This window comes from Spirosoma areae (assembly GCF_054781775.1).
In genome coordinates, this window is sequence record NZ_BAAGTT010000054.1 from 239,311 (window position 1) to 256,029 (window position 16,719).

Here is a 16,719-nt window from a genome sequence, read left to right on the forward strand (position 1 = left end):
ATGCTTCGTGAATTTCGTACATTCATCGCCCAGGGCAACGTGCTCGATTTAGCCGTTGGCATTATCATTGGCGCAGCCTTCACCAAAATTGTAAACTCGCTGGTTGAGGACATCCTAAATCCAATTGTTGGTTTGATTTTGGGAGGAGTAGACCTGACCCAATGGAAAGTAGTACTTAAAGAGGCCGTTGGTACGGCACCGGAGGTGGCCATCCGGTATGGTAATTTCCTGAATAACATCATTCAGTTTCTCATTGTGGCGTGGGTAATTTTTCTGCTTGTAAAAGCTGCCAACCGCGCCCGACTCTCTAATTCACTAACTCCCAAAGAGTAGCTTACCGATAGAAAAAATAATGAAAAGCCCTGGCCCATAGTCGGGGCTTCTGCATTTATGCGTTATTTTGCCAGTAGTATAGCTTTAGTATGTCTGTTCAGAGAATAGTTATTCTTGGGGGGGGCGAAAGTGGAGTTGGTGCGGCTCTGCTGGCGCAATCAAAAGGCTTCGACGTCTTTTTGTCGGATAAAGGTGCGTTAAAAGAAAGCTACCGGGCCACGCTTCAAACGGCAGGAATTCCTTTTGAAGAGGGACACCACACCGAAGAGCGGATTGTAGTTGCTACAGAAGTCATTAAAAGCCCCGGCATCCCCAATTCGGCGCCATTGGTTCAGAAACTGCGGGCGCAGGGAACGTCCGTCATTTCGGAAATTGAATTTGCCGCCCGCTACACAAACGCCAGGCTGATTGGTATAACGGGTAGCAACGGCAAAACCACGACCACGCTCCTGATTTATCACCTGCTTAAAACAGCCGGGTTTAATATTGGTTTGGCCGGAAATATAGGCGACAGTTTCGCCCAGCAGGTTATCGCCGACACATTCGATTATTACGTGCTTGAACTGAGCAGTTTTCAGTTAGACGATATGTATGACACGCACCTCGACGTAAGGGTGCTGCTCAACATTACACCCGACCATCTCGACCGCTACGGCTATGATTTTCAGAACTACGTAGCGTCAAAATTTCGGATTCTACAGAACGCCCGCCCCAGAGACAACTTTATTTTTTTCGCTGAAAGCCAGCCCATTCTGGACGAACTGGCTCACCGTGAACTTGTTATTACCAAGTTACCCATCTCATTGCAGGCACATGTTTCACCCGGTGGTTATCTGGCCAACGGGCAACTGATTGCCTACACTAAAGAACAGTCTTTTACGATTGAGCAAGCTGAAACACCGCTGCGTGGCCCGCACAATGCTATCAATATGCTGGCGGCTATTCTGGCGGCTCAGTCGGTGGGAGTTCCAAACGAAGCCATTACATCAGGTTTAAAGACGTTTCAAAATGCGGCTCACCGGCTCGAACCTGCCGGAACAATCAATGGTGTTCAGTTTATTAATGACTCGAAAGCCACGAATGTGGATTCCGTTTTTTATGCTCTGTCGAGTATGGATTCGCCCACCATCTGGATAGCCGGTGGGTTAGATAAAGGCAACGATTACAGCCAGTTAGACGAAGTAGTACGCCAGAAAGTGAAAGCGTTGATTTGCCTTGGCGTCGATAACCATAAATTAATCGAGTACTTCGGACCTAAAGTGCCGGTTATTTACGAAACGCAATCCGTTAGCGACGCCGTGCAAAAAGCATTAACATTAAGTCAGCCAAACGATATTGTGCTGCTATCACCCGCCTGCGCCAGTTTTGATCTGTTCAAAAACTACGAAGACCGGGGAAATCAATTTAAAGAAGCAGTCAAACGACTGATGACTGATAACTGATGTATGCGGTGTCTTTGCATACATCAGTTATCAGTCATCAGTCATCATTCAGAAAAACATGGCCCTGCGCGAGTGGATTCGTACACATCTTAAAGGCGACCGCCAAATCTGGCTGATTGTCCTGTATCTGTCGATTATGAGTGTGCTGGTTGTGTATAGCGCAACCGGCACAAAAGCGTTTCGGGAACTCGACGGCAACACCGAGATTTTTCTGTTCAAGCATGGAACGCTGCTGCTGGTTGGCATAGCCTGCACCTATTTTGCCCACAAAATTAACTACGTGTACTACGCCCGGCTGTCGAAATTTGGCCTGTGGCTATCGGTACCGTTGCTTTTATGGGCGTTTTTCAAAGGTGAAGCCCTCAATGATGCATCGCGCTGGGTCACCATCCCGATCATCAATCAGACATTCCAGCCATCCGATTTGGCCAAACTGGCCCTTATTTCCAACCTGGCGGCCATGCTGGCCAAACGGCAGCGTTTTATGAACGACCCCACTGTGTTGTTCAATCTTATTATCTGGATAGGGCTGATTTGTTCACTCATTATTCTGTCCAATACCTCAACGGCCCTATTGCTGGGGGCAACGTGCTTTTTGCTCATGTACATTGGCCGCGTGCCGGTTCGCTACTTAGGCTATATGATTGCCGTTTGTGTAGTGTTTGGCGGTATTGGTCTGGCATTAGGCCAACGGTTAGGAACGGCGGTTAACCGGGTCAAAAGTTTTTCTAATTCCGATACCATTGTTTATCAGGTCGAACAGTCTTACATCGCGCTGGCCAACGGTGGCGTAACAGGACAGGGGCCGGGCAACAGTCACCAGCGGAATACGCTGCCCAATCCCTTCTCCGACTTCATTTACGCCATTATTGTTGAGGAATACGGCTTACTCTTTGGCGGTATTCCGGTGGTGCTGGCTTACCTCTGGTTTTTGTGGCGAGGTATGAAAACACTCCAGAAAGCTACCCGACCGTTTGGGGGATTGCTGTCGGCAGGACTAACGTTCAGTATTGTTTTTCAGGCATTTGCCAGTATTTGCGTAGCCATTGGACTGGCCCCCGTAACAGGCCAGCCACTCCCTTTGTTAAGCATGGGCGGCACATCGCTCATTTTCACCGGCTTAGCTATAGGCATTGTCCTGAGTGTCAGCCGGGAAGAAGCCGACGAAAGTAAAATCTAAGTATGAAAGTCATCATCAGTGGGGGCGGAACCGGCGGACATATCTACCCGGCCATTGCCATTGCCAACGAATTGAAGGCCATCGACCCAACAACAGAAATCCTGTTTGTTGGGGCAGAAGGCAAGATGGAGATGGAAAAAGTGCCCCGCGCTGGTTACACCATTGTAGGTTTGCCGGTGGTGGGTATCAAACGGGAACTATCGCTGGCAAATCTGGGCTTCCCGCTCAAACTGGGGCGAAGTTTGTTGCGGGCGCGGCAAATCGTTCGCGATTTTCAGCCCGATGCTGCCGTGGGCGTAGGCGGTTATGCCAGCGGACCCCTGCTGCTGGCGGCATCGCTCAAAGGCATTCCGACCCTAATTCAGGAGCAAAACTCATACGCTGGCCTCACCAACAAAGTGCTGGCCCGCTGGGCAAAGCGTATTTGTGTTGCCTATCCCGGCATGGACGCATTTTTCCCCGCCGAGAAACTTAAACTGACAGGCAATCCGGTTCGCAGCGATATTCAGTTTGCCGGTGAGCAGGTGGAGGCTGGCCGGCAATTTTTCGGTTTGGAAGTCGCTCGTCCAACCCTATTAATTATTGGTGGCAGTCAGGGAGCACGAACCATAAACGAGAGTATGGAAGCGGGTTTGCCGCGTTTTATCGATGCGGGCGTTCAGGTAATTTGGCAAACAGGACCCGCTTTCATCGAGCGGGCGCGAACGGCTGTTGCTGCGGTGGGTTCCCGGTTACTTAACGCGTATGATTTTATTTACGAGATGGACAAAGCCTACGCCGTTGCCGATGTTGTTGTGTCGCGGGCGGGCGCCCTGTCCGTCTCTGAGTTGTGTTTGGTGGGGCGCCCGGCGATTCTGGTACCCTTTCCGGCAGCCGCCGAAGACCACCAAACTAAAAACGCCATGAGCTTAGTCGAAAATGGTGCGGCCTTGCTGGTCAACGACCGAACCGCCCGCGAAGAACTTATAACGGCTGCGTTGGACTTACTTAGCAATCCAGTTCAACAGCAGCAGTTGAGCCGTCAGATAAAAACATTAGCCAGGCCCAATGCCGCCCGCGACATTGCCGACGAAGTACGAAAACTAATAAAATGAGGAGGAAAAGGAGAAGCGGGACGAGTGGGAGGAAAGGGGAAAGAGCAGTAGTTTTTTATCCCACTTGTCCCGCTCCTCTCTTTCCTCCCACTCGTCCTTTTCAATTATGACCTTAGACAAGTTCAACTACATTTATTTTCTCGGTATTGGCGGTATCGGCATGAGCGCCCTGGCCCGATGGTTTCAGGTGAATGGTTATGAAGTAGCCGGTTACGATAAAACCCCAACTGCGCTAACCAACGCGCTGCAAGCCGAAGGCATGACCATTCATTTCAGTGAGGACATTGACCAGATACCGGCTGCGTTTCGGGAAAATCCGGCTCAAACATTAGTGATTTATACGCCCGCCGTGCCAAAAACCCATGCCGAATACATTTATTTCACCGAAAACGGCTTTTTGCTACAAAAACGCTCACAGGTGCTGGGGCTGCTGGCGGGCCAAATGACGACCGTTGGCGTGGCTGGCACTCACGGAAAGACCACAACCTCGTCGATGGTGGCCCATATTCTGCGCGATGCGGGAGTTAACTGTGCCGCTTTTCTGGGCGGCATTACCAATAACTATGGCACCAACTTCCTGCTCAACGAACCCACCGACGACCTTCGCTCGGTGGTGTGTGTGGTTGAAGCCGATGAATTTGACCGCTCCTTTCTAACGCTCTTTCCAACGTATGCTATTGTCACTTCAACCGATGCTGATCATTTAGATATTTACGGAGCGCATGATGCTGTACTTGAATCATTTGGTATATTCGTCAGCCAAATTGAAACAAACGGTGTCCTGTTCATGAAAAAAGGATTGTCGCTGACGGATAAGACAACAGCAACAGTTCGGCAGTATGCCCTGAAGGCTGGCGACTACTACAGCCAGAACCTGCGAATTGAGCAGGCTGCTTTCCTCTTCGATCTGGTTTACCCGCAAGGCATTATCGCCGATATTCACCTGACGGTTCCCGGATTTCATAACGTCGAAAATGCGGTGGCGGCCGGGGCTGTTGCGCTGGAGGTAGGCGTATCGCCAGAGGCTATTCAGTCTGCCCTGAATAGTTACCGGGGTGTTCGCCGACGCTTCGAGTACGTCCTCAAAACCGATTCGGCAGTGCTGATTGATGATTATGCTCATCACCCAGCCGAAGTGCAAGCCTTTTTGTCGTCGGTCAAAGCCCTTTATCCCGATCGCGAACTAACGGCGATATTTCAGCCGCACTTGTTCTCCCGCACCCGTGATTTTGCCGAGGGATTCGCCGAAAGCCTGTCGCTGGCCGACCATGTTCTTTTGTTGGATATCTACCCAGCCCGCGAATTGCCGATAGACGGCGTAACGTCGGATTTGATTTTTCAGGGCATACAATCGAAAACCAAACAAAAATGCACCAAAGCCGAGTTACCCGACGTTGTGCGAAACATGAGGCCTTCGTTGCTTGTCACTATTGGTGCCGGTGACATTGACCAGTTATTACCAACACTAAAAGATGCAGTAACATACCAATAGATAAAAATATCTGATAAACAATTTAGCTTATTTACAGATGTTTTCTACCTTTAATTCATCCAAAAAGTGGTTGTTCGCACTTGGCGGACTTTTAAGCTTGTTTGGTCTCATTGCGTTTACCGAAATTCGGCATGGACAGAAGCACGTTCGGGCGGTAGTTATCCAACTCGATCAGGTCGATGGTTATCGATTTCTGACCCGTCGGGACGTGATGGGCTATCTAACCAACGAAGGCGCTGATCCGATTCTTGGTATAAACTACGCAGAGGTCGATTTTCGGCGGCTGGAAAAAAGGTTGAAACACCATGGGTTAGTAAAAAATTGTCAGGTATCGCGTGACTTAACGGGCAATTTGCTCGTCGTGATTGAACAGCCTCGTCCGTTAGCCCGGCTGATGGCTTCCGTTGAGGGCGTGCGTCCGGTGTCCGGGCAGTATGTGAGTGAAGAAGGAAAGTTTTTTCCTGTATCCATGAACTATTCGGCCCGGGTTGTCTTATTAACAGGCAAATACTTTGCCAAAAATCGCTCCTTAGCGAACCAACGAAACCGGCCATTGCTGGATGTATTGAAAAAAATCCACGATGACCCATTTTGGCGGGCGCAAATCACCGAACTATCGGTGGACGAGCAGGGTGAGCTAACAATGTGGCCCCAAATAGGCAACCATCGAATTGAGTTTGGACCACCGACTGAAATAGAGGCAAAATTTAAAAAGTTAAAATTGGTCTATACGGACGTTTTACCGGCTAAAAGTTGGGACCACTACAGCCGGGTGAGTGTTCAGTACCGAAACCAAATAGTTTGCGAATGACAACAACGGGTATGGACGAGAAAATTGTAGTAGGATTGGACATTGGCAGCACCAAAGTGTGCGCCGTAGCTGGGCGGTTGATCCGGAATAATAAAGAGCACGAAACGCTCGAAGTGCTGGGTGTAGGCGAGACCAATCTGACCGACGGCGTTGTGAAAGGGTCCGTTGTTAATGTCAACAATACCGTGAATGCCATCCGGCGGGCGGTAGCAGAGGCATCAAACCAGTCGAACCTCAACATTCATTTGGTTAATGTCAGTTTTAGCGGGGCGCACGTTACATCGGCGAAGTCGAGTGGTAGTATTACCCGCTCATCGTCGGGCGATGAGGTGCAAATTGAAGACATCGACCACCTGCTGAATGACATGTACCGAACGTCTATTCCGGCTGATAAGGAAATCATTCACGTGCTGCCGATGGATTTTGTGGTCGATACAGAAACCAACGTAAATCAGCCCGTAGGGCGTAATGGCGTTAAACTCGGTGCTGATTTTCAACTAATCACCGCCCAGGCAAATGCCGCCCGTAACATTCGCAAGTGCATCACCCGGAACAACCTGCTCCAGGACACAATGATGCTGTCGGCCCTGGCTTCCGGGTTGGCCGTGCTGACGGATGAAGAAAAGTATGCGGGCGTTGCGTTGATTGACATTGGTGGCGGCACCACCGAGATGGCCATTTATTACCGGAACGTGCTGCGTCATGTGGCCGTGTTTCCGTGGGCGGGCAACAGCCTGACATCGGATATTCAGGCGGGCTGCAAAATTTTGCCTACCCAGGCTGAAATCCTCAAAAAGAAATTTGGCAGCGCCAATCCATCCGAATACAATCTCAACGAAGTAGTGGCCGTGCCGGGTTTAAGTAATCGCAAACCCAAAGATGTGCTATTGAAAAATGTAGCGGTCATTATTGAAGACCGCTTACGCGAAATTGCCGCACTGGTGCAGGCCGAAATTATTCGGTCGGGCTACGAGGGCAAACTGCTGGGTGGCATCGTACTAACGGGCGGCTCGGCGCTGATTCCGGGCGTTGAGCATATTTTTGGCCGCGTAACCAGTGTTGAGGAAGTCCGGGTTGGTTATCCCGAACATCTGGAACCAAACGGTCGTGCCGATTTAGTGGGCGACCCGGCCTATGCCACCGCTGTTGGTTTGGTATGGGCGGGCTATAAAACGATTGACAACCGCATCTCCTTTATTACGGACCCGAATCGGGCCATTTATAAAGATGATGAGCCGGTTGCACGGCCAATATATGGCGGAACAACGGGCGGCCATCGCCCCGAAAAACCCCAGCAGCCTCAGCAGGAAGAACCCGATAAAAAACAGGAAGAGGGTGGCCTGCTGGATTGGTTTCGGAAGCTTACCCGCCCCATTCGCGGTAACGAAACCGACCCGTATTAGCGGCTCGGCAAACCGGTTTTTGCCGGGTCAATAGCAGGAAATTCTTGTATAACGAATAGACATTACATACCCACACGATGAATAATCAGGGCTATAGATTCGAAACAGAGGCCGACGAAAACCCAATTATCATTAAGGTTGTTGGCGTGGGCGGCATGGGCGGAAATGCCGTTAAGCACATGGACAAATTAGACATGAAGGATGTCAGTTTTGCCGTGTGTAATACAGACCGTCAGGCCCTGATGAGCAACCCCGTGAAAACGAAGCTGCAACTGGGCGACGGTTTGGGCGCCGGAACTGAAGCCAAAGCGGGTGAAGATGCGGCCCGCGCTAGTATCGACGAAATTCGAAATCTGCTGGCTCCGCCCACTAAAATGGTGTTCATTACGGCGGGTATGGGCGGGGGCACCGGCACCGGCGCAGCACCGGTAGTGGCCGAAGTAGCCCGCGAGATGGGACTCCTGACGGTTGCCGTTGTGACGGCCCCTTACTGGTATGAAGGAACTGACAAGAAAGAACAGGCACGTGATGGGATTGAAAAGCTAAAGAAAAGCTGCGATACCGTGCTGGTTGTATTGAACGATAAGCTGGCTGAGTTATATAGCGAAGAGACATGGACCGAGGCTTATGCTCACGGCGACGATGTACTGGCCAATGCCGTGAAAAGCATTGCTGAAATTATTACAACCCAGGGCGACATTAATGCTGACTTTGCCGACGTGAAGAAAGTACTCGAACAGGCTGGGCAATCGGTGATGGGTTCGGCGGAGATAGCGGGCGAAGATCGGGCGCTGCGGGCCATCGAAGCCGCGCTGAACTCCCCGCTGCTCAACGACCATGATATTCGCGGAGCCAAACGAATTCTGCTGACGATTTCGTCGAGCAAACAGCACGCCATGAAGTTGAAAGAACAAATGGCGATTTCAGAACACGTTGCCAAGAAAATTCAGAGCGAAGCCCGAATGTTTAAGTTCGGCGCGATCACGGACGAAAATCTGGGCGAGAAGTTGCGCGTGACGATCATAGCGGCTGGTTTCGACGGGACATCTACGCTCATGGATCAGCTTGGAAGTTCAACCGATGCGGGTATAAAGCCTGTGGAGGAGAATGTGAAGGATGCCGAAAATGAGTTGCCGGAAGATAGCCTGAATCAGGAGGGAACATCAGAAGAGCTGGTTCTTGTCGACGCCAATGGCGACGAAATTAATCCCGAACCAGCCGGCATGAGCGTTAAATCGGATGACAAACAAACACCCACTGGCGGCTACAACGTAGGTACGACTACGATTCGGCCAGAAAACCCAACGACGGGCACCTTCATCGACGATGTACTTGACGAAAGTGTGTTGGTGCTGGATGAAGAAGAGCGCCCAAATGACGCCGACCTAATTAAGCGAACAGTAGAAATGTTTGTGAAAGGCCAGTATTTAGCGGCTGACCTTGACCGCCCAACGTTTGAACGGAACAAAACCATGCTCTACTCCCTGCCCCTGCTGTCGGAGCAGGAATTCATTCGCACGAAACTGAATGACTAACCGGAATCTGGCGATGCTACTGGCAGAGACTCCTATGGGTCTCTGCTTTTTTTGTCATTATGGAATTGACTCATACCGACGTTAAACAGACCTTACTGGCACTGGCCCAACCTGAACGGTCCATTCTTGTGGCTCGTTTTTTCAAAACGGGACTGGGTCAATATGGCGAAGGCGACCAGTTTTTAGGGCTTTCCATGCCCCAGCAACACCTTGTCGCAAAACAATACCAGAACCTGCCCCTCGCTGAAACGGAAAAATTAGTGCAGGATTCTTACCATGAATGCCGGATGACCGGACTACTGATTTGGGTGCATCAAACCCGAAAAGGCAATCCGGCGCAACAAGCGGCCATTCTGGAACGGTACTTAGGCAACCGGCAACACATCAACAACTGGGATTTGGTCGATGTCACCTGTCCGCATATTCTCGGTCGGGCGGTCATTTACGGGGATCGTTCCGTTCTTTACGAACTGGCCAGCCAGGCCTATCTCTGGGGCCAGCGCATAGCTATCGTCTCTACATTTGCCCTTATTCGGCTGGGGCAGTTTGCCGATACATTTGCCATCGCCGAACTGCTGCTGTCGCACAAACACGATCTGATTCATAAAGCAATTGGCTGGATGCTGCGCGAAGTAGGCAAGCGTAATGCTGACGCGCTGGAAGAGTTTCTGCACGACCATGTCCGGCAACTGCCACGCACAACCCTTCGTTACGCCATTGAGCGATTCGAACCAGCCCGTCGGCGCTATTATCTGGATTTATGAATGGCAAGGTCAGAACGCGTAGCCCACTGTCAGTTGCCAGAGCGTTGTTTTAGCCGTGAAACGAGCGTCGTTGCCGGGCGTACTGATACCCACCTGCGACAAATCGGAGAGGTTTCCCTCATAACGCGCGTCGAGTTGAAAGCCCAGCAAGGTCAGGCCGACGCCTGCCTGATATCCAAATACGGCTTGTTTGACCGTTTCGTCAATAGATTGTGACGTATATTGGTTTAGAGCACCTTTGAGGCTTTTATTTTCCGAAATGGTTAGCGAAGCCATCGGGCCAGCGTTCAGGCGAAGCGGACCAAGTCGAAAACCGATGAGTACGGGAACATCCAGCGTAGTGAGTCGTACATCGATCTGCTGGGTAGCCAGCCCCGACCGAATCAGGTCGAATGAGCCACCTTTGGCGGAAAAGAGGAGTTCAGGTTGAATAAAGAATTTCTGACCGAACCGAAAAAAAGCCCCGCCAACAATACCTGTGGTGTTTTTATTGTTATCCTGAAAAAAATCATACACAATTTGCCCGCCCGAAACAACCGGTATCCCACCCGGCCCGGTGAGTCGGGGCGTTTTTAACTCGAGCGTGTTAAGCTGGGAGAAATTAGCGCCAACCTTCACGCCGAATGTAAAGAACTTGCCCGTACCGCCAAATTGGGCGAAGCCAATGCTGGGTACGATGAGTAAAATCAGGACAAGTCGGTTCATGAGAAAGGAAGTTAATAAGTTTAGCAGCTACCCACGTCATTGTGTAAATCAGTTTATATCGGGTATCTACTATCCAGCATTACAACAGGTTAGAGAACGACTGAATTGGCACCCAGGCAAAACGCCCCGTCAGCTTAAAGCTGGCGGGGCGTCGGCAATCGTATACCCTAAATACGCTATCGCATCATCTTGTTCAATTTGCCCGATGACTGCATGGTGTTCATTTTCTTCATCATCTTACGCATTTCATCGAATTGCTTCAGCAAATTATTCACCTGCTGAATGCTCGTGCCACTGCCAGCCGCGATGCGTTTCTTACGACTTCCCTCAATGATGTCGGGGCGGCTACGCTCTTGGGGTGTCATCGAACTGATAATGGCTTCAATGGGCTTAAAGGAGTCGTTGTCGATGTCTAAATCCTTAATCATCTTGCCCATACCCGGAATCATACCGAGCAGGTCTTTAACGTTACCCATCTTTTTAATCTGCTGCAACTGCGACAGAAAGTCATCGAAGTCGAACTGATTCTTACGCATTTTAGCGTTGATGCGCTTGGCTTCGTCTTCATCAAACGCCTGCTGCGCCCGTTCCACCAGCGAAATCACATCGCCCATACCCAGAATCCGGCTCGCCATCCGGTCGGGGTAGAACACGTCGAGAGCTTCCATTTTCTCGCCCGTGCTAATGAATTTGATGGGTTTATTAACGACCGTTTTAATGGAAAGCGCGGCTCCGCCCCGCGCATCGCCATCGAGTTTAGTTAGCACTACCCCGTCAAAATTAAGCCGTTCGTTGAACGTTTTGGCCGTGTTGACTGCATCCTGCCCGGTCATCGAATCGACTACAAACAACGTTTCGGTAGGAGAAACGGCCCGCTTAACGGCTTCGATTTCCTGCATCATAACCTCGTCTACCGCCAAACGGCCCGCCGTGTCGATGATAACGATTTTCTTCCCGGTTTTGCGGGCTTCAGCAATACCGTTCTGTGCGATGACAACAGCGTTCTTGTTTTCCGGCTCCGAATACACCTCTACGCCAACCTGCTCGCCCAGCACTTTTAACTGGTCGATGGCCGCCGGACGGTAAATATCGGCGGCTACCAGCAGGACCGTCCGGCCCTGTTTTTTCAGATAGGAAGCCAGTTTGCCTGAAAAAGTGGTTTTACCAGATCCCTGCAAACCCGCGATCAGGATAACGGCTGGTTCGCCCTTGATGTTGATGCCCTGCGCTTCGCCCCCCATCAACTCGGTCAGTTCCTCCTGAACGATCTTGACAAACAACTGGCCCGGTTCAACTGAAATCAGCACTTTTCGGTCGAGCGCCTTATCCCGAATGCGGTCGGTAATGTCTTTGGCAACTTTGTAGTTAACGTCGGCATCGGTAAGTGCCCGGCGCACTTCTTTAATGGTTGCGGCAACATTAATTTCGGTAATGCGGCCCTGCCCTTTAAGGGTTTTAATGGCCTTATTCAGCTTATCCTGAAGATTCTCAAACATAGTAGTTTACAAACGATGGGACAAAGATAACAGTTTATAACGGGCAATAAGTGCCTGTAGACGAATTAGGCGTGGTTGCATAATCATAAAGATGAGACCATTTTTCTGTAGCAATTAACCATATCAATTTTTTGGCACTATAGTTGCTAAAGGAAAAATAGATACCTGTTTAATTTTTATTTTAATACAATTGCATGAGGCAATAATACTATTTCGTTATATTCGCAATGAATGCACCTCTTTGCATGGATTGCTGAATTGACCCAACAGTAATTCTAAACCAATTGCCTCATGAGAACTCTTTTGATGAAAAAAGCAGCAGGGTATGCAGCCACTGTCTCATTAATTGCCTGCCCGTTTGTAACGACGGTAACTGTCGCAATGCCCTCGCAACGGGCATTCACAACCACGCCAAGCCCTGGCACAGAAGCGGTCAAACGGGTAACTAATCCGGTTTTAGCTCGGAACACTACGGCTAAATCAGACAGGACACTCGCTGGCCCATTGCCCAAAGAGCCGAAACAACATGATAAGAAAACCATTGACCGATGCTGGAAACGCCTGATAACCATGATGCGTGAAGTAAGTCATTCTCACCGTACAACTACTAAATAGCAGCCTTATAAACCATCAAAATGCCCATCGGTTTTCACAATCGATGGGCATTTTGCTTGCGCTTTATGGCAGGCAAGAGTTAGACATAGTCAGCCGAAATTCTTTATTTACGTCGCAAAATCGGTAGGAACCTCACGCTGCGGACTTCTTTTAGGTAGCTGTCTCTCAAACAAATTAACCATGCCATTCCCGGTTCTCTTCGTCCTGACAGGTATGCTGCTGTCAGAGACCTTGTTTGCTCAGAAATCAGCCCCAATCAATGTGGCGACCTATAACATTCGCTACGACAACAAAAACGATGGCATCAATGCCTGGCCGAATCGGAAGGAAAATGTGAAAGCGCTCATTCGATTTCATGAATTTGACCTTTTCGGAACCCAGGAAGGGCTGCGAAATCAATTGGACGGTATTGCCGAACTGAACGAGTTTGCATTTTTGGGAGTTGGTCGCGATGATGGCAAAGAAGCGGGTGAACATTCGGCGATTTTCTACAAAAAAGAACGGTTTAAGGTGCTTGAGTCGGGCAATTTCTGGTTGAGCGAAACCCCCGACAAACCCGGCAAAGGCTGGGACGCGACTTGCTGTAACCGCATCTGTTCGTGGGCTAAGTTCAGCGATGTGAATACGAAAAAATCGTTTTACTTTTTCAGCGTTCACTTCGATCACCAGGGGGTTGAGGCCCGGCGGCAATCGGGAAAACTGATGGTGGCGAAACTAAAGGCGATCGCTAACAATGAACCGGTAATTCTGGTGGGCGACTTTAATTCAACCCCCGAAACCGAGCAAATCCAACACATTCAGACCGTTTTGAGCGACGCCCATCAAATTACGGCCCAGCCGCCTTATGGTCCTGAAGGTACGTTCAACGCCTTCAAATTCGATGCGCCGATGAAGGATCGCATCGACTACATCTTCGTAAGCAAGGGGTTCGATGTGTTGAAATACGGTGTCTTAACCGACGCCAACCAACAGCGCTACCCGTCCGACCATCAGCCGGTGGTGGCAACTGTGGTCATAAACTAATGAGTGGAGTCAGTTTTGAGAAACCGACTCCACTCATTCTTATTTGACCCTGACTTTGTGTGGTGCAAACCAAACATGACAAAGTTCCAGCACGACAAAACACTACTCCGACCGCGACGACGAAACTTTGGCTGCTGTCGATTTGTCTTTTTCGAGTTGCTTTTTAACGGCCTCCCGTTGATCGTCGCGCAGGGTTGGGTACTTGATGCCGAGTTGCTCTAAATAGGTTTTATACTTGCTGGGGTCGTAATAAAACGTTGATAATTTCGGCTTGAACTCCGCCATAATCTTCTTGTTCAGATAAATCGCTGGTTGCTCTTTGGGCGAAATTAGCGGTTCATACTTGATGTCTTTAGTTTGTTCGTCTTTGTAATAGGCCCACGCTTCTTTGATAATTTCGGGTTTTAGCAGCAAGTCCAGCAGCGTCATCGCTTCGGCTTTGGCCCCGTACACAACTCCTTTGTGGGCAATGGGTGTAGCCATTGAAATGGCATTGGCCCAGTGGTGCCCCGGCAGACCCGGAATGTTGCTGGGGTAGCGCAGCACGATTGTCGGCAGCGACCACGAAATATCGGCGATATCGTCGGAGCCACCACCCATGGGTGTCATGGTCTGGCCACCCATCATCACCACCGGTGCCGATGAAGTAGGCATCCCCATCGAATCTAATTTCACAGCCAGACCCTCAATTTTCGGGGCCTGTAACTCGATCTGCGAGGCCCGCGCCAAAAGCTGATCGTCATCTGACCAGGCTGGCAGGCCAACTTTTTTGATATTCTCATACATCGCAGCCGCAATGGGGCGGTTGGTATGCACGGGCCAGGCCGACCCCAGAATATCGTAGGTGAATTTAGTATCGGTCATCATCGCGGCTCCCTCCGCCATTTTTACGCCCGTTTCAAAAAGTTTCTTGATTTTGGGATAGGTCCGTTCGCGGAAGTAGTACCAAACGGCGGCTTTGGAAGGCACTACATTGGGTTGGTCGCCCCCATCCGAAATGACGTAATGCGAGCGTTGAGTAAGTTCGAGGTGTTCGCGCCGGAAATTCCAGCCAATGTTCATCAGTTCGACGGCATCCAGCGCACTCCGCCCACGCCAGGGCGCACCAGCCGCGTGGGCAGCCTGGCCTTCAAAATTAAACCGTACCGATACCAGACCGTTATTGCCATTGTCGCCCCACGACACGCCGAGGTTGTTACCCACATGGGTGAAAATGCAGGCATCGACATCTTTGAAATAACCGTCCCGAACGTAGAATGCTTTGGTGCCGACGAGTTCTTCGGCTACACCCGGCCAGAGCATGAGTGTACCCGGGATTTTCTCCCGCTCCATCAGTTTCTTCACCGCCAGCACCGCCACAATGTTGAGCGCCTGACCTGAGTTGTGCCCTTCGCCATGACCGGGAGCGCCTTCCACAATCGGGTCTTTGTAGGCTACGCCGGGTTTCTGGCTGGCTTTGGGAATGCAGTCGATATCGGAGCCGATAGCAATAAGTGGCTTGCCCGACCCCCAGGTAGCAATCCAGGCGGTGGGGATACCGGCAATGCCTTTCCTGACGGTGAAGCCTTCTTTTTCGAGCAAGCCCGTCAGGTAGTTAAACGACTCTTCTTCCTGGAAACCCAGTTCCGAGAAACTGAACAGCATGTCGTTTATTTGCTGCGCCATCACCTTATTGGTTTCAACGGAAGCCACCGCTTCGGCTTTCAGTTTGTCAATTCGGTTCGACGCCCGGTTGTCGGTAGGTTTTGCTTTTTTCGGCTGGCCAAACAGGACAGCAGGAAGCAATAGCAACCCAAGTAAAAGATTTGTACAGTATTTCATAAAAAATGCCAAATTTTATAGAGATAGACGAGCAGTTAAGTTGATAAATATAGGGCAAAAATGCGATTACCTATCTGATTTATCCTGAAAAAGAGCATCTGCAAGCAGTTATTTTCCGGCTCGTATGTCTGGCTAAAATCGGATTAGCCCAATAAATTACTTGATTTGGCCTATATCTTTAACGGAGGATAAGGATATTTCCCGGCACTTTATGCTTTTATGAAAAAGCGGATACATGCCCAAAACCATTTCATACATGAAATTAAACTGGAATCTTTTTCTGGGAACAAGCGTAGCAAACCGGTTTGTGATGTTGCCGTTCATGGTCTGCATTCTGGTTTTCAGCCGGGTACAGGTATTGGCTCAATCGTCCGTAAAGACAGAATCCTTATTTGATGGGAAAACCTTAACCGGCTGGAAAACGGTCGACCCGGCCCATGCGAACCTGTGGGTTGTGAAAGACAGCGTGATTTGGAGCGGTGACGGCCTGAAAAAGATACCGGAGAATACGTATTTGCATACGCTGAAAGAGTATGGTGATTTTGAATTCCGTTGTCTGTTTCGGTTGCATGGCGACCCCAAGACGGGGATGATCAACAGCGGAATTCAGTATCGTTCGGTCCTTGAGGGCGGTAAAATAGTTGGCTATCAGGCCGACATTGGCACTGGGTATTGGGGCGATATTTATGATGAACACCGGCGCGGCAAACTGGTTGGGGGCGATTTGAGTACCCTCAAACGGCTCCTAAAGGAAGATGGCTGGAATAGTTACATTATCCGCTGCAAAGGCAACCGGCACGAGCTGTATATCAATGGCGTCAAAACCGCTGATTACGTGGAGCAGGACCGCAAAATTCCCCAAAAAGGGGTCATTGCCGTTCAGATTCACAGCGGAGGTGTGGCCCAGGTGGAATTCCGGGACCTGACCATTTCCGAACTGTAGTTTTAATGTCGACAGGATTACAGGATTAACAGGATTTTCTTCCTCTTTCAATCCTGTTAATC

At 50.1% G+C, this 16,719-nt stretch carries 15 protein-coding genes; 12 read left to right on the forward strand and 3 right to left on the reverse strand.

Annotation, left to right across the window (positions count from 1 at the left end):
* The 9 genes from mscL to ACYVI1_RS31410 all read left to right on the forward strand — a co-directional run bounded on the left by mscL (nt 1) and on the right by ACYVI1_RS31410 (nt 10,054).
* On the forward strand, nt 1-333 hold the full coding sequence (gene mscL / locus ACYVI1_RS31370) for a large conductance mechanosensitive channel protein MscL (protein ID WP_460915604.1): 333 nt from the start codon (nt 1-3) through the stop codon (nt 331-333).
* A gap of 89 nt (nt 334-422) precedes the next feature.
* Nucleotides 423-1,775, forward strand: a complete 1,353-nt coding sequence (gene murD, locus ACYVI1_RS31375; RefSeq protein WP_460915606.1) for a UDP-N-acetylmuramoyl-L-alanine--D-glutamate ligase — start codon at nt 423-425, stop codon at nt 1,773-1,775.
* 58 nt (nt 1,776-1,833) lie between these two features.
* Nucleotides 1,834-2,955, forward strand: a complete 1,122-nt coding sequence (locus ACYVI1_RS31380; RefSeq protein WP_460915608.1) for an FtsW/RodA/SpoVE family cell cycle protein — start codon at nt 1,834-1,836, stop codon at nt 2,953-2,955.
* Between the two features lie 2 nt (nt 2,956-2,957).
* Nucleotides 2,958-4,049 (forward strand): undecaprenyldiphospho-muramoylpentapeptide beta-N-acetylglucosaminyltransferase, encoded by a 1,092-nt coding sequence (gene murG / locus ACYVI1_RS31385; RefSeq protein WP_460915610.1) that lies wholly within the window; start codon nt 2,958-2,960, stop codon nt 4,047-4,049.
* 106 nt (nt 4,050-4,155) lie between these two features.
* A complete protein-coding gene (gene murC / locus ACYVI1_RS31390; RefSeq protein ID WP_460915612.1) occupies nt 4,156-5,541 on the forward strand; it encodes a UDP-N-acetylmuramate--L-alanine ligase in 1,386 nt (461 codons plus the stop codon).
* Between the two features lie 37 nt (nt 5,542-5,578).
* Entirely contained in the window at nt 5,579-6,352 is a 774-nt protein-coding gene (locus tag ACYVI1_RS31395; RefSeq protein ID WP_460915613.1) for a cell division protein FtsQ/DivIB, read from the forward strand.
* The gene (gene ftsA / locus ACYVI1_RS31400) at nt 6,349-7,755 is read left to right on the forward strand and encodes a cell division protein FtsA (RefSeq protein WP_460915615.1); all 1,407 of its coding nucleotides are present in this window, start codon (nt 6,349-6,351) and stop codon (nt 7,753-7,755) included. The genes ACYVI1_RS31395 and ftsA overlap by 4 nt, the downstream gene beginning before the upstream one ends.
* A 77-nt stretch (nt 7,756-7,832) precedes the next feature.
* The gene (gene ftsZ, locus ACYVI1_RS31405) at nt 7,833-9,290 is read left to right on the forward strand and encodes a cell division protein FtsZ (RefSeq protein ID WP_460915617.1); all 1,458 of its coding nucleotides are present in this window, start codon (nt 7,833-7,835) and stop codon (nt 9,288-9,290) included.
* Nucleotides 9,291-9,349: 59 nt separating this feature from the next.
* On the forward strand, nt 9,350-10,054 hold the full coding sequence (locus tag ACYVI1_RS31410) for a DNA alkylation repair protein (protein WP_460915619.1): 705 nt from the start codon (nt 9,350-9,352) through the stop codon (nt 10,052-10,054).
* 9 nt (nt 10,055-10,063) lie between these two features.
* On the opposite strand, the gene ACYVI1_RS31415 is transcribed toward ACYVI1_RS31410, so the two are convergent.
* Nucleotides 10,064-10,759 carry a porin family protein gene (locus ACYVI1_RS31415; RefSeq protein ID WP_460915621.1) on the reverse strand — a complete coding sequence of 232 codons (696 nt, stop codon included), beginning with the start codon at nt 10,757-10,759 and terminating at the stop codon, nt 10,064-10,066.
* Nucleotides 10,760-10,935: 176 nt separating this feature from the next.
* Entirely contained in the window at nt 10,936-12,255 is a 1,320-nt protein-coding gene (gene ffh, locus ACYVI1_RS31420; protein ID WP_460915623.1) for a signal recognition particle protein, read from the reverse strand.
* A 291-nt stretch (nt 12,256-12,546) separates the two neighbouring features.
* Between ffh and ACYVI1_RS31425 the strand changes: the two genes are divergently transcribed.
* Together ACYVI1_RS31425 and ACYVI1_RS31430 are read left to right on the forward strand one after the other, a co-directional pair.
* Nucleotides 12,547-12,870 carry a hypothetical protein gene (locus ACYVI1_RS31425; protein WP_460915625.1) on the forward strand — a complete coding sequence of 108 codons (324 nt, stop codon included), beginning with the start codon at nt 12,547-12,549 and terminating at the stop codon, nt 12,868-12,870.
* 180 nt (nt 12,871-13,050) lie between these two features.
* Entirely contained in the window at nt 13,051-13,893 is an 843-nt protein-coding gene (locus tag ACYVI1_RS31430; RefSeq protein WP_460915627.1) for an endonuclease/exonuclease/phosphatase family protein, read from the forward strand.
* 102 nt (nt 13,894-13,995) lie between these two features.
* Here ACYVI1_RS31430 and ACYVI1_RS31435 read toward each other — a convergent pair whose 3' ends face one another.
* Nucleotides 13,996-15,714, reverse strand: coding sequence for a peptidase dimerization domain-containing protein (locus ACYVI1_RS31435; RefSeq protein WP_460915628.1), 1,719 nt, complete (start codon nt 15,712-15,714; stop codon nt 13,996-13,998).
* 256 nt (nt 15,715-15,970) lie between these two features.
* Here ACYVI1_RS31435 and ACYVI1_RS31440 point away from each other — a divergent pair, with 256 nt between their 5' ends.
* On the forward strand, nt 15,971-16,657 hold the full coding sequence (locus ACYVI1_RS31440) for a 3-keto-disaccharide hydrolase (protein WP_460915630.1): 687 nt from the start codon (nt 15,971-15,973) through the stop codon (nt 16,655-16,657).
* The last annotated feature ends 62 nt before the right edge of the window (nt 16,658-16,719 follow it).